The 14530-nt window shown below is 56.6% G+C and carries 8 protein-coding genes and 2 tRNA genes; 3 read left to right on the forward strand and 7 right to left on the reverse strand.

The features are described 5' to 3' along the window. Window positions 1-61 precede the first annotated feature (61 nt). The 5 genes from J2S31_RS01675 to J2S31_RS01695 form a co-directional block, all read right to left on the reverse strand. Window positions 62-3079, reverse strand: coding sequence for a DUF2309 domain-containing protein (locus tag J2S31_RS01675; protein WP_237097314.1), 3018 nt, complete (start codon window positions 3077-3079; stop codon window positions 62-64). Window positions 3080-3144: 65 nt separating this feature from the next. Further along, window positions 3145-3420 (reverse strand): helix-turn-helix transcriptional regulator, encoded by a 276-nt coding sequence (locus J2S31_RS01680; RefSeq protein ID WP_237097315.1) that lies wholly within the window; start codon window positions 3418-3420, stop codon window positions 3145-3147. A 580-nt stretch (window positions 3421-4000) separates the two neighbouring features. Continuing rightward, entirely contained in the window at window positions 4001-4282 is a 282-nt protein-coding gene (locus tag J2S31_RS01685) for a hypothetical protein (protein WP_237097316.1), read from the reverse strand. Between the two features lie 53 nt (window positions 4283-4335). Then, on the reverse strand, window positions 4336-4695 hold the full coding sequence (locus J2S31_RS01690) for a hypothetical protein (protein ID WP_237097317.1): 360 nt from the start codon (window positions 4693-4695) through the stop codon (window positions 4336-4338). A gap of 53 nt (window positions 4696-4748) precedes the next feature. Continuing rightward, window positions 4749-4821 (reverse strand) — tRNA-Thr (locus J2S31_RS01695). Between the two features lie 327 nt (window positions 4822-5148). Between J2S31_RS01695 and J2S31_RS01700 the strand changes: the two genes are divergently transcribed. Next, window positions 5149-5364 (forward strand): hypothetical protein, encoded by a 216-nt coding sequence (locus J2S31_RS01700; protein WP_237097318.1) that lies wholly within the window; start codon window positions 5149-5151, stop codon window positions 5362-5364. A gap of 38 nt (window positions 5365-5402) precedes the next feature. On the opposite strand, the gene J2S31_RS01705 is transcribed toward J2S31_RS01700, so the two are convergent. Next, window positions 5403-5600 carry a hypothetical protein gene (locus tag J2S31_RS01705; protein ID WP_237097319.1) on the reverse strand — a complete coding sequence of 66 codons (198 nt, stop codon included), beginning with the start codon at window positions 5598-5600 and terminating at the stop codon, window positions 5403-5405. 434 nt (window positions 5601-6034) lie between these two features. On the opposite strand from J2S31_RS01705, the gene J2S31_RS01710 reads away from it, so the two are divergent. Then, the gene (locus J2S31_RS01710) at window positions 6035-12826 is read left to right on the forward strand and encodes a glycosyltransferase family 4 protein (protein WP_237097320.1); all 6792 of its coding nucleotides are present in this window, start codon (window positions 6035-6037) and stop codon (window positions 12824-12826) included. 160 nt (window positions 12827-12986) lie between these two features. Here J2S31_RS01710 and J2S31_RS01715 read toward each other — a convergent pair. Beyond that, window positions 12987-13054: transfer RNA gene (locus tag J2S31_RS01715), tRNA-Leu, on the reverse strand. A 114-nt stretch (window positions 13055-13168) separates the two neighbouring features. Here J2S31_RS01715 and J2S31_RS01720 point away from each other — a divergent pair. Continuing rightward, window positions 13169-14470: a tyrosine-type recombinase/integrase gene (locus J2S31_RS01720; protein WP_237097321.1), complete on the forward strand. Its 1302-nt coding sequence runs from the start codon at window positions 13169-13171 to the stop codon at window positions 14468-14470. Window positions 14471-14530: the final 60 nt, after the last annotated feature.

The following is a 14530-nucleotide window of genomic DNA, read 5'->3' on the forward strand; positions in this document are numbered from 1 at the left end:
AGATTCAGCATGTAGCATCTGCATTCCTGCCGCAGTCCAGACGCCCATCTTCAATTGATGTCTAATCATGAAACACGATTCTTTCCCATGTCGCAGTCGGGTTGTATCGATGAAACTCAAGCCGGTGCGGGTCCAGGGCTACAAGATTCAGCCACTGATTGTGTAGCAACTGCTGGAGGATAGAATGTTTCTGGATGATCGATGAGATCACGTCCGGTGTCTGCTCGATGATGGCCAAAAGCCGCATCGGTTCGTGGTAGTGATTGCTCCCGTTATTGACCGTTTGCAGGGGGAATCCCATTTGCAGATCACTCTGGCTTCCCAGCATGATCCCGACACCCCCGACGACATTGTGCAACACCTTGCTTCCGCTTCCATGCTTCCATGGATCCACCGCGGAAAAGTAATAGCCCGTATTGATCCACTCGCCGACGATCAATGGGGCGGTCATGATTTTTTCGAGAATGGCGCCTTGAGGATCCGCAATGGGATCGTAAGAATGCAGGAAAACCCGGCCGCCCAAATCCAACCCCTGGGTCAGTTTTCGTCTTCCAATGAGAAACGCGGCATTGCCCGCCAATCCCCATTCCGGCCGGGTGTTGGCCCAGTCGCAACTGCGTTCATCGACATGCGCAAAAGCCCGCTCCGGAGAAATTTCCGTCGGAGCTTTGGGAATGCGGCGGCATCGTTCAAGCGCCTGCATCGCACCCGCTTTCTCGAGATCCTTCTGCAACGCCCGCAAATCTTCCTGATGCGAATCGGGCAATTCTTCCAGGTCGTAAAATTCAACCCGATCCGTCGTCGTGTTGTGTTTTCCGGGAAGAAACCAGGTGTCATCGGGAATCGGCAAACCCCGTTCCCTCAGAATGCGGCGAACTTCCGGTTCATTCGCCATCGCGGCAAAAACCCGCGCATTGGCATCACCCGGTTTGCCCCCGCAGGCCCCGCAATCCAGCGCGCCGTAATAGGGATTGTTGTCCGTCTCACTGCCATGCCCGCAAAGGCACACCAGCCGCGCAAAATTTTTGGTGAGCCCCATGGCGCGCAAACTGTTTTCGATGAACCCCGCCCGCTCCGAAAGAGAAAAGCCAGGAGCCAGCCCGTCCGGAACCGCTTCCGCAATCACTTCTCCTATCCTTGTGTGCTGAGGGTCGGATGGTTTGGAAATCGAGATCCGGGTCGGAACCCGTTGCGTCAACCAGCTTTCAACGGCAGAGGTCATTCGCCGAAATGTTTTTTTCAGAAGGGTCTTGCCCACCAGCCCCAGGCTGAAAAAGAATCCCAGTGCATCGATCACCATCATCGATCCAATGGGATTCTGCTTCATATCGTGAAAAAGATGATCGCCCAGTTGCCACCAGCGGGAGCCGGAAGAATAATTTTCCAACGCCGCGCTTCCTTCCGGCCGCGGGGTTTCCATCACCGCATGGCTGGGAGTCAATAACACCGGGCATAAAGAGGCGCGCTGATCGCAATCAAAAGGCTGATGACTGATGGGGATGCCAAAGAAACCTGCAAACCCAAACGTTTCATAAGGGCCCTGGGCTTCAATGTGGCGGCGAAACGATTCCGAACGGACGTCAATACAAAAGACGAGTTGTGCGCGGGGGCGTGTGTCCGATTCCGGAACCGTTCCGAGATGCGCTGAAATTTTTCTCAGCAACCTCTCGCGAAAGGAATCTTCGTATGCCTCAATCCAGACCCGCCCATGCCGATCGGCCGGAAATTCATCCAACCACTGCAACAACCGCCGGGCATCGGCAAGCGGCAGATCATGAACGTCTCCGGGGGACAGCTCAAGAAACTGTGCCAAATGAAACAATCGCCAGGCATGCCGGCATGCCATCTCTTTGATGGAATTGCCGGATGGCTCTCCATGTCCAGCTCGCTGGTCATATTCTTCAGGTCGATCATTCCAGTATGCCGTCAGGGCGGAAACCGTTCCATCGATGCCCCATTCCTCCTGGCACTTGATGCGGCTCAACTCCACTTCATAGAACAAACGCACGGCCAGGTATTGTGTGGTGTCGATGGGATGTTCGCGTTGCGCATGGTAGGCCGGGTGTTCCCCAAGCCACCGTATGTACCGCGTCCAGCCCGGCAATGAGGACAGTTGCCGGGAGAGATAGTCCTTCCATCGTTCCCGGGGAACTTCGAGCCGGTGCAGGCAGGCGAGGATCGCGTCCTCGGGAGCTTCGGGGAGGTTTTGAACTTTTTCGGAAAAGTCGTCAATCCCGAGCAGGCGCGCCGAAAAATCCTCCGGCGCCAGGTTCCGCCATGCCTGGTAGAAACCTTCTTCCCGGCCGGGCATTTCCCAGCCGGCCAGGCCTTCATCGAGAAACGCCGTCACCCATTTGATGAGTTGGTTGTTGATTTGCTCGACCAGCTCGCCCCCGGTCAAGCTGTCCACCCAATCGCTGAGGGTGCGCTGAGGCGGCAGGGAAACGGGCGCGCCGGTTTGCGAATGCGCCTCCTCGGAGACGTGAGAGGGCGCATGCCAATCAAACAGCTCCAGGGCGGATAATGCGCTCTTCCATAAATCCGTCAGGTAGGCTTCTTCCGGATGCCTTCGGCCCGGATCACCTTGCTTGCTGGTCTGCTCGATGATGCGTTGGCGGGATGCTTCGGGCAGGTCCTGCCGGAACCGTTTTGTCGCGCGGCCTCCGCTCAGCTCCCATTCCAGGAGCGGGAGAGGCAGTTCCTCGAAGCCGAAAAGCACGTGCAGTTGCCAGACCTCTTCGGCGGTGATGATTCGGCTTCCAACTTTTATGGAAGCGGGCTCATCCGGGCGAGGCCCGGTCCTTAAGAACGCGCGCTCGAAGCTTTCTCTGGTGATGCGGCCGTTGCGGTAAAACCGGCGGTACTCCTCATTGGCGAGATACCCATTCCCGCCAAGCAGGTCCTTGCCTTTTCGAACCGCCTCATCAAACGGAAGGTATTCCAATCCGTGCAGGGGATTCTGCGCGACCATGGTCCGCATGGGCCAGAACGGCGCAATGGGCTCGCAGGCGTCCAGCACAATTTGCCGAACCCGGTCGCGATCTTCCGGGGAAAGGGGCTTCACTGAAACAGTACTCATAGAGAGCGACCCATTCTTTCAGCCTTGTCAAGTTAGTCCAAGCAGGGTTTCCGATGTGCGTTCCGTCACTTGTTGATCATCCGGATCAAGTCATGCACCTGTCGATGTTTTTCAATGGAATGCCTGAGCGGCTTGCGGCTGAAAACCTGGTACACGTTTCTCCTGCCATCCCGTTGGTGCTTCAGGTAGCCGTCCGCCTCCAGCTCTGCGATGATGCGTTGCACGGCGCGCTCCGTGATGCCCACTTCCACCGCAATTTCCCGTATCCGTTCAGACGGGTTTTTGGCCAGGCACAACAGAACGTGCGCATGGTTCGTCAAAAACGTCCACGACGGAGTCACTGTTTTTCTGTCCTCTTCCACCACAACCCCATCAGGACCCCGCCATGTTTCCAGGGTCCCACCGGCGATTCCATTAATAGAATGAATTCGATCTACCTATAGAAGAAATACGATACATGAAATGGATTTCATAAGTCAACCAAATTAAAGGGCCTGTGGGATGGGCGCTTTTCAGGTGTTGCAGCACCTCCGCTCCGCGGAGGAGCGGCACCCGAACCACAAGCGCCATAGGATTGCCTCCCACGAGAAAAAGGAGTTATGAAAAAAGCACAACCCCTTTAATAAGAGTGAGTTTCAAGGGGGTGTTTGGGGTATGTTCGGAGAAATGTCGAAATCAGCCGCCGACCTTGGACAGAGTTTCCTGCTAGGCCCAGCACCGGCCCTTAAAGGGGACGGGCATTTTTTGGAAAGGAGGACGATCGATTTTAGAAAACGAAATCCGGGAACCATGCGGCACGTGGGTGGGATTTCTGCAATTAGAGTGTTCGGCGGGAATGGAAAGTGGGTGAAAAATCAGGAAAGAGGGGACGGCGCTTCAATGATCCTTATATGAAAGGGGAGCTTCATTTTCAGTAGCAGTTTATCCTTCTAGTACTTTTGTGGCTTCTTCTATTAAGAATTTTCTTATTTTTGTAAGTTCCTCAATACCTAATATCTTTTTAACTTTTTCTATCACTGATTCTATTGCATAGGTTTCATCAACTTCTTTTTTATCTACTCTTCCCAATAACTTGCTAACCATCTCATAGTTTCTCTTTATGGTTTCTTGTCTATCTTTATTATATTCAGGTACGCCAAGTGTATCTTCGACAAAGCCAGCTTCAGCGCCAAATTTCCTTAATGCCGATTCGAATAGCTCCAACTCAGAAGTAATATCATTTGATAGCCATGCTGCATATTCTTGCCTGAGTAAAGTTAATTGGTTCGCATGGTCGACAGCTTCTTTTGTTGGTCCTTTTTGAAAAGAGTTAAAAGAGTTTTGTAAAGCTCTTCAATGTACTTCTCACAAAAAATGACGTGTTTATCAAAAAGTGTGTTGGCCATATGAGACGTTGCGCCGATATCAAATACCCGTTTTCGCAGTTCAAAATATTTTTGTTTTTCAAATGCGGCTTGGTCTCGGAATATTTGATATAAGGCTGCGAATAAAGAGCCAGCTACGGGACTTGCAATAATGCCTTTCATTAGGTCCGTCGTGGGAATTAGCCATGAAATAGAAACCGCAAGAAATCCTATGATCGCCAGAAAGACATATGTTTTTTTGTTGTATTTCAATTCTTATATAGCCCTAAAAATTAGGAGCAGGAGTGCTAGTCAATAAAATATGAAGCCGGTGAGAGGACTCGAACCCCCGACCCACTGATTACAAATCAGTTGCTCTACCAACTGAGCTACACCGGCATGCTTGGCTGGATTTCAGGAAAGATCAGAAACTTCCGTCTGCAAGTTCTCCGCTAAGTATATCTCAACCTGCGAAATTTAAAAGCCCTGTCCGCCATTCCCTGCCCACGCACCTCATGCAGACAATCCCCCGCGCCCGGTGGGGATGTTGTGCCACCCCGCCGAGCGCGGCCGCGTTCCGGAGCGGAAGCTTTTTGTCGCCGTATAACTTTTCCACCGACGCGCTGTTCACCAACAGCATGATGCGGGGCCTCACCGTGAAGCCCACCGTGCAGGCCGGCTGGGCGGTGAAGGCGGACCGCCATCTACCGTTACGGCGAGCAGGTGATGGTGAAGCTCAGCCACGCGCATTACGACCTGCCGGAAGAAGTGGGCGGCGCGGATTCCGCCGAGACGAACTTCGATATCCTGTACTGCTTCCAGGAAATGCTGAAAGGATTTTCCGTCCGCTACCGCTTCGGTGTCATCACCGCCGACCGCGCCGACGAACGCTTCGCCGATCACCGCGTGCAGTTGCAGTACGCCTTCACGATTTTCGAATGACGGCGTGCGCGTTTGCCGTAGGGAGAAGCGCGCGGGAATCAGTGCGCCATTTCGGGGTTCATCCACAAGGCGATGCCGATGATGATGAGCGCGATGGCGATGGCGAAGAGGAATCCCGTGTGGATGAAAATGTGGAACCAGCGCGGTTCCTTGTACGTGAGGTAGCGGAAGAATTTTTTCCTGCCCGGCGGGCGCGGGGATTGGGTTTGCGGAGTGGGGTGTGTGGTGTCGGCCATGATGCCCTCCTTTGCGAATGCGTTCATCATATGTATGAAAATAGGAACTGTGCCCGGCGGGAGCCACTATTTTTGAAGGGCGTGGAGGATCGGGGCAACGGAACGGACGATTTCGGGAAATGTGCGGGCCCGGAGAAGGATGAGCGTCGAGCCGGGGGCATGGATTAAGGGCATCGAATTCAGGTATTTAAAATTTTCCCCCTATGCGGGTGCCCATGAGCCGCTAAGGATTCCCCCCTTGAATCGTTCAAAAACCGAAAATTGTGGTAGGATTGGGCCTTCTTCGGATATGCAATATTAAAGCTAAAATAATGGCGTGACGGCACGCATGGTCGAATGGAGGGGGGCGGTCATTCGGTGCCCGTATTCGGAAGGGTTTTTTACCTTTTGATTCCTCCCAGAGTCTTTCTGCTACTCTAGTTTGAAAGTCAGCCATGCGAATTTTGCTTTTGAACCGGTTTTATCCCGGCGGGCAGACAACGTTTGTCGACACCCTCGCCGCCTCCCTGCGGAAGCTGGGTCATGAGCCGCTGGTGGCTTACTTGTCTCCCATCTCCTTCCCCCGGTATTCCCATATCTTCCGCGCGGCGCACCAGGCGGGGGTTCCGGTTTTCATCGCAAACCGGTTCGATCAGCTGGTGTCCCAGATCCGCCGCTTCAAACCGGACATTGTGCACGCGCATTCCTCCACCACCTGGAGTCTCGCCAAAAAAATTGCGAAAGCGGCGAACGCGGGCTTTGTGCTCACCGCCCACGGCGTGGGGCTCGACCAGCTTCCCTACCGCAAATTGCTGGAGGCGGCGGATGCGATATTGGCTCCGGGACCGACCACGGCGAACTCGATCACCAGCATCGACGCGGACAAGCTGCACGTCATCCGTCTGGGTGTGGACCTCGATCATTACCGGGCCGTGAAACCGTCTTCGGCTGTGCGGCTCGGTTACGTGGGCCGTGTCGATCCCTCGCGTCTGCCGGGATTTCTGGCGCTGGCCGAGGCGGCGAAACGTTTGAACCTGGAGATGGTGCTGATCGGGTCCGGTCCGCGGCCGTTGATCCCGCGCCATGTCAAGTACCTCGGCTGGTTCATGGATCCCCGGCCCCCCATGCAGAGATTGACGTTCATCGCGGGCATTGGCCAGTCCCTGCGCGAAGGCATGGCGACGGGCGCCATCGGCCTGATCCTCGGCCGCGCCTACCACGGCCTGGTGCATCCACCCACACTGCGCACGCTCGCCGGGCAGAAGACGCTGGACTTTTCGATACTGCCCGAGGTTTCCGGACGGCATGCCATCGCCGACGCCATCGTGCGCGACCTGCACCCGGTGCTCAATGAACCGGAGAGAATCGCGTCGCTTCGCAAACTGAACCGGGAGTTTGCGCTGGAACACTTCAACGTCCTCAACAAGACGCTGGAGCACGTCGCCATTTATGAGCGGGTGCTGAAAAACAAACCGGCCGGCAAAAAACGTTTTTTCCCGAATCTGCGTGAACGCGGCGATCTCGGCACGCAGGTGCCACCGCCGCAGGGCATTCCGCTGTTTCCCATCGATCCGGTGTACCCGGAAACAGGCGATCCGGTTTACCCGCCGTTCGATCCGGTGTACGACCCGGTTTACGATCCCGTTTACGAGCCGATTTACCCGGACTATCTGGATTACGAAGACTATATCTACACGGACAAGCCTCCGCCCGACGACCATCAGTGCAAGGTCGAGCTGACTTTGAATGAAGACTACCTGTGCCTGGGTGAAGAAGGCTCGGCGGAGGCGGAAATCAAAAAGGGCGCCGGCGCTCTGAACTGGACCGTCGGATCCGAACTGCGGATTCTGACGGGGCAGGGTACGGAAAAGATCACTTACCGTGCCGTCAAGCCGGGATGCCCGACGGTCAAGGTCACATTGGATACGGGCAAGAAGAAGTGTTCGGACCAGGACACGCTTTCGGTGCCGGAACCCGGTGTCGCTCTCGGCACACTCGAATCGGTGGAGAGCGTGGGTATTCTGGGCCATCCTCCTTCCATCGTATTGCACACCCCTGTGGTCTCCGGCAGTGAAGACGAGCTGGGACTTCTCAGCAACATCCAGGGAACCAGTCTGGCAAACTTTGAGGGCCGGTTCACCGTTTCGGGCCAGGTGGTCGATCCTCTCGGTGTGGAAAAGCTGATCCTGAGAATTGAAGGCACTTCCGGCTTGGAGTTTGCCGAGGATGAAATCGAGCTTGCGGCCGATGGTGCGTTTCTGTTCGAGGTGACACTGAAAGGAATCCGCAGTCATACCCTGCAACTGTCAGTCACCGGTCACACGGGTGCGCAGGCGATCCAGATCCTCACCGGCACCGTGCGTTATCCGAGCGACTACTGGTCCCTGCTCGACGACATCGACCACCGCATGGAGCAGGAAAAACAGCAGTGGCTCGACCGGGTGGAGGATTACATGCAGACCGGTTCGCAGTTCGACGAAGCCACGCTGAACACGCTCCACCAGGAGTTGGAAACCGCACTGGACCCCATCCGCAATGATAAGGAAACCGGTGTGCGGAATTTAATGGACTCGTTCGCCGCGTTCTGGACTGCGGGCGAATCTCGTCCGTTGCCGGCGGTGCTCCCGGACACGGCCCGTTACCGTCTCACGGCCATCGACTGCACCGCGCCGCCCGCGGAAACGGGGACCGTCGAGAACGTTCCCTTCGTGCTCAGCAACAACGGTGGCGAATTGGTTTCCATCGACCCAGAAGCATTCTGTGTATTGTCCCGTTACGGGTTCTGGCCGGACAGCCAACAATCGCCTCCCGGTCGCGTGAAAGATCACGTGTTCCGCCTGGAAAACGAGGTGGACCACGATCCTCATTTGAACGCGGCGTATCCGGACTGCCCGTTTGAGATTCCCCTGTTCCGGGTTTCCGTCACCGGCGAGCCGTATTGTTTTCTCTCTTATGAAAGAAACCCGGATACCGGAGAGCCGCAGGGAGTGCGCAACCTGGAACACGAGTTCGAGGCCGCCGTCACCGGCGACGGCGCCGGGGACGTCCGTCGTTTTGCCTGGGAGGTGATTTACGGTCCGAAGCTCGGCGGCATCGTCATCGATCCGTATGGATCGAAACAGGAGAAAGCCCGCGTGCGCGCCTTCAAGCCCGGTGAATACGTGATTGCCGCGCGCGCCATCACCGACCATGAAAATCCGCTGGCGATGGGAACGTTCCGCTTCCAGGCGGTGGAAGTGGGCTTCGAATTGTCCAGCGACGCGTTGGGCGATGAAGACCCGCACGCCACGGAGCAGGACACGGCCCCGGTCCTGTCCCTCGATCAACGGGTGCTGGATGTGTCCGGCCATGTTGATTTCAAACTGGAAGGGGGACGTCATACCCGCTGGACGCAGTTCGTGTTCCGTCCCGTCATCAACTGGAGAGGACGCGGCGCGGCGGGACCTCACCGTGAAAATGACGCCTTCTCCACGCAATATTCCCTGGGAAGGGATCCTTCGGAACGGATTCGCGTGGAAGGGACGGTCGAAAGCATCAGCTATTACGGATCCAACGGTCCGATTGATGTATCGCGACTGAATCTCACCCGTACCATCGACGACATCCAGCTGCGTCCGGGGGAAGCGGACAAGGTGGAGGCGCGCCTGCAATATCCGGGGCGGCCCCGCAGTAACGAGTGGGTGGAGATCCACGAGTTTACCAGCAACGGCCGCGACGTTTACAACGATCCCGCCGCCAACAGTGCCGCCAACTCCTGGGGCAAGTTCGCCATGGATTGGTCGCGGTTCAAGGCCGATGCGCCGGACCGCATCGAGCGTCTCGGCATTTCCCTGCGGGTCCACGACCGGTTCGGCAACCTCCTGCCCGTGGGCACGCCGATCAATGCCGACCTGTTTGGCGACGGCTCCCTGGGTCTGGGAAGCCGCGCCGGTGCGCGCGACGAGGCCGAGATCAACGAACACGGCACCGCCCACTTCCAGTACGAGCCGGGAGAAGGGACCGACTCAGGCCAGTCCGTTCTGAAATCCCTCATCAAGTTCACCATCGGCAACAAGGTATTTTTTCTCGGCGACAAACTCGCCGCCGCTCAATTCGAATTGATTCCCATCCATGGAGAGTCCGACCTGCGTCCGCGCGGCATCACTTCCCTCACCAGCAACGAACGGTTCTCCATCGACGTCCGCGTTTATCTGGATCAACAGGGACAGCAGGTGAACCTGCCCGCCGGGACGGAAGTGCACCTGCGCGTTTCCGATGGTTCCGTTCAGGACAAGAACAACAAGTTCGGGCCCAACGCGGTGGTGGAGCTCAACGGCCAGGGCCGGGCGCGCATCACGCTCACTCCCGTCTGCTACAACGCCGACGGATCGCGCAACATCCTCAAGTTCGACGCCTGGGGACGCGCCAATCTGCATGTGGCCGTGGGCGGCGGGGCGGCGATGTTTGAAGTCGATTACGACAGCGTCCGTTCCATCGAACGCAGGTTGCGCCTGTTGTTCGCCGGCATGCCCTTCGTCGAGCAGAGAACCTTCCAGTGGGTGGCGCGGCCGGCGGACGTCCTCGGCACGCCGGTCACGGCCCCCGGTGCCAACGATCCCGTCGAAGTGCACGGCGCGGCCAACAAAACCGGATTGATCGAGTTGCGGCAACGCCTGCAGGTGAAGAACATCGTCCACTTTTCCCTTTCGGGAACGGCTGACAGCAACCCGAATCCGAGCTTCAACAACCTCGCTCCGGCGGACCCGCAGTTGCCGTTCACCTCGACCCTGGAAACCCAGGGGCTGACCCCCGGCATTTATGGCCACACCAGTCTGTCCACCCGGCTGGCGCCGCCGTTGGGAACCGATACCGCCGCGCTTCGGGTGACCCCCGGTGTGGTCGGCACCCACATGGGGACGGCTCTGGGTGCGTACCGCTATGGAGCGTCCATGCCTGCGTCTCCCGGGTTCGAGTTTTCGATCATTCTCCGCGGCGATCCGCGTTGTATCTGCGAATGCATCAAGATCGAAGGCAGTCGTGCCAACGGCGACCGGTTACCGGAAAAAGGATTCTTGAAATTGTCCTTTGTTGACAACGATCAGGTCATCACCCACGTGAAAGTGGAGTTCGAAGCGGAAGGGTGCCGGGGGCTGGGCCGCGCCCGCATGCGCCGGTTTGTCAAATCCGTACCCACCCGCCAGTGGATTGCGGTCAAGGTGCAGGTCGAGCCGAACATGCAGGAAAACAAAACCTACGTGCGGATGACCTTTGGCCGCGGTGCGGGTGCCCAGACCTATGTCCGGGAGATCAGCGGCTTCAACTTTCTTCCGGGCCCCGTGTACCACATGTCCGTGGGCATTCCCGACCGCGGCGCATGCTGGTTGCACGAGTTCAAATACAGTTACCTGCAATCGGACACGTTGAACTTCGTGCGGCAGGACGGCATGCGCACGCCGTGGGTCGTCACCCACTTCGATGGAAGCGTGCAACGCTACCAGGTCGATCGCCAGACGCCGCAAACCGATTACGAGTTTCACAACAACCCCATCGCGCCGTGGGGCAAGATGACCTTCGGTTACTGCGATTCAACGGATTGGGAATCGGCGGACATCGCCGCGTTGAGTCCGGAGGCGGTGCGCGTGTTTCATTACGTGTCGGATCTGGCCAACGGCGTGTTGTTCGGAGAAAGCCGGACCGTTGTCGGGTTCGCCGGGGATTTCGGTGCGGGCATGCTGGGCTGGGGGGATTTGCGCGACATCATCAAGAACCTGGCCTACTGCGTGCCGGGCGGACGGGAGCCGGACTGGAAGGTGTTCTGGCTTTCGGTTCTGGGACTGGGACTGGACGTCGCGCAGTTCTTCACCGCCGGGGCGGCGGCCGCGCCGAATGCGGTGGTGGCGGTGATCAAACAACTCATGTCCCTGGCGCGCCGCCTGGCGACACCGGAGAGCATGCGCGTGGCCCGCTACATTGGCTACTACGCACGGAAACTGCTGGTGGAGATGCACGGCATCCGCATCGGTCAGGCCGTGCAGGTGGGTGTCACCATCAACGAGCTGTCGGGGTTGAAGCGATTGCTCGGCGAGGATTTCATCGAGTTTTTCTTTGAGGGCATGGACAACCACCTGAACGAAATCATGGGGCACTTCCAGGGTGTGCCGTATCCGGGGCCGCCGGACTTCAACACCACACCCGCCGCGCTGGCGTTGGCAGGCGCCACCCCGGCCATCAACGATGCCCTCCGCACCGTCACCACGCGCATTGAAATCCTGGCAAAGATGTTCAATCCCGCGATCTTCAGTGCGGAGCATATTCAGGAGTTGTGCGGGTTCTTCCGCCGCCTGCGGGGCACCACCAATGTGCGCGATGAAAAACTCCTGCGTATGCTGGAAACCGTTTACGACTCGGATGTGGCCGGGTCTTCCAGCGCCATGAAGTGGAACATTCATCTGCGCGGCCCCAACCAGCGTCTTCGGGCAAACATCATCCTCGGTCAATCCATGGGATTCCTGTCACGGTTTATGGAGGATGCGGCTCCCAAAATCAGTCCCACCGCTTTGCGCGGGCTCATGGCTTTCACCGCGGCTTCCGGCCCCCACCGCGCGGTGAAGCTGATCAAAAACTTCTGTCCCGACGGCAAAATCACCAAGGAGCTGATTGAAGTCCTGCAGGACTGCGATCACGCCCGCCGCCTGGTGCAGGACCTGCGTCCGCTGGATTTCGCCGGCAATCCGATGACACTGGAAGCCAACGATCGCTTGCGCATCCTGCACGATTTGTGGAGCGGACTGGCGGCGCGGTCGCCCCAGCGCAAGCCGCGGTGGAGAAACATCAACGGCGTTCTGGGTGAGTTGAAAACACTCAGACGTTTCGGGGAACGAATTCGCTACGTGTCGCCGCTGGGCCTGAACGCCGCCGGACGGCCGTTGAAGCTTCAGGATTTCCTGTTCAGCCCGGAGCACGCCATCGAAGTGAAATCGGTGATGAGCGGCCGCGACCTGTTCATGAAAATCGCGCGCATGAAACGGCAGATCACCAGATGGGTGCGGATCAACCACCAGCGCCACCGGATCAATACCGGATCGGGGGGTGGTCCTCAATTGCCCGTTGTCAGCGAGCTGACTTACATTCTCGTGATTCCAAAAGCGTCTCGAAGGCGGGCCACCGTCATAGAGAGGGAACTGCGCGATCACATCAACGCCCTGTTCGATATATACGACGACTCCCCCGTCGTCCCGTTATTAAACCTTGAAACCATCCGGCGTTGAGGCATTCTTTTCCCGGGGCCCCGAGCAGGATGAGTCTGTTGCCTCTGAGATGAAGCGGGGCAGGGGGAAACCAGCAGGCAGTGGTCGATGCATTCGCCAGCCATGGTATGGGCCCAGAGCTGGTTTTTCCGAAGCGGAATTATTTAAGCGGATAGGAAAATGGAGCCGACGAGCGGACTTGAACCGCTGACCTACTGATTACGAATCCGTTTTTGTGCCCTTTTAGGCAGTTTGATATTTTTTGAAATTGTTGGATAACCCTTTGAAAACCCCTATTTTACTTGATTTCCCGGCTGACCCTGTTTTAAGCTCCCTGTCAGGAGTTTTAAACGAGGTGTCTACATGGGGTCTACAAAACCCGGCAATCAGAAGGTCAAAATCACCAAGTCCACGGTCGATGCGTTCCCTATTCCAGAAAGCGGCCAAGCCTTCCTGCGTGACACTTTCCTTAAGGGGTTTGGCCTTCGCGCCACCGCCTCCGGCTCCAAAGCCTTCATTATAGAAAAACGGGTCAACGGCAAGGTCAAACGGAAAACCCTGGGCCGCTTTGGAGAGTTGACCGTGGAGCAGGCCCGCAAGATGGCCCTGCAATACCTGGGGAAGGTGGCTCAGGGGATCGATCCCCAAGCCGAGAGTCGCCAGCGTCGTCTGCACAGCACCACTTTAAAACAAGCCTACAAGCAATTCTTAAAAGCCCGAAAGAACCTCAAGCCCCGAACCCTTTACGATTATGAGCGGCTTATGGAGGTGGCCTTTGAGGATTGGGCCCAAAAGCCCCTGGTGGAGATTTCCAAATCGATGGTGGCCGAAAAACACCGAGCCCTGGGGGATAAGCGGGGGCCAGCCTATGCCAACCTCTCCATGCGGTTTTTAAGGTCCGTCCTCAATTTTGCTATGGCCCACTACGACAGTGAAAACGGCCATTCCATTCTCTTGGAGAATCCGGTCTGCGTTCTCACCCGAACTCGGGCTTGGTATCGATTGGAACGGAGGCGCACGGTTCTAAAATCTCACCAGTTGCCGGCATGGTTCCAGGCGGTGGATACTTTGAGAGGTCCGGAAAAATCTTATTTCTCAAGAACGGTGGGGGATTATTTGATCTTCCTGCTCTTCACAGGCCTCAGGCGCCAGGAAGCGGCCAAGATCCTTTGGGAGAATGTGGATTTTAAGGATCGATCGGTATTGATTCAAGACCCTAAAAACTCAATTCCTCTTACTTTGCCTCTTTCTGGTTTCCTGAGAGATTTGCTTCATTCCCGGTTTGAAGAAAGAATCAACGAATACGTTTTTCCGGGAAAGGAAGGGGAGGGGTACCTGATCGAACCCAAGCGCCAAATTGCCCATGTGATAAAGGAGTTCAAGGCAGATTTTGTCCTTCATGATCTCAGGCGTACTTTTATCACGGTTGCGGAAAGCCTCAATATTTCGCCTTATACCATCAAAAGACTGGCCAATCATAAACTGAGGGATGATGTGACGGCCGGTTATATCATTTCAGATATCGAACGCCTCCGAAAACCGATGGAAGAGATTTCACAATTTTTATTAGATTCCTCAGGCCCCTTCAAACAAAATCCCACCTATTCCCCTTCCCAACCAGGCCCCAAGCCTGCCTCCCGTATGCAGTTCTTTGAACAACCGTGAGCACGCCATCCTTTCCTTAAAATTTAAGAAAATATATAATTAATCTCGTTTTAAAGCTTA

Origin of the sequence: Nitrospina gracilis Nb-211 (genome assembly GCF_021845525.1) — a bacterium.
GTDB lineage: Bacteria > Nitrospinota > Nitrospinia > Nitrospinales > Nitrospinaceae > Nitrospina > Nitrospina gracilis_A.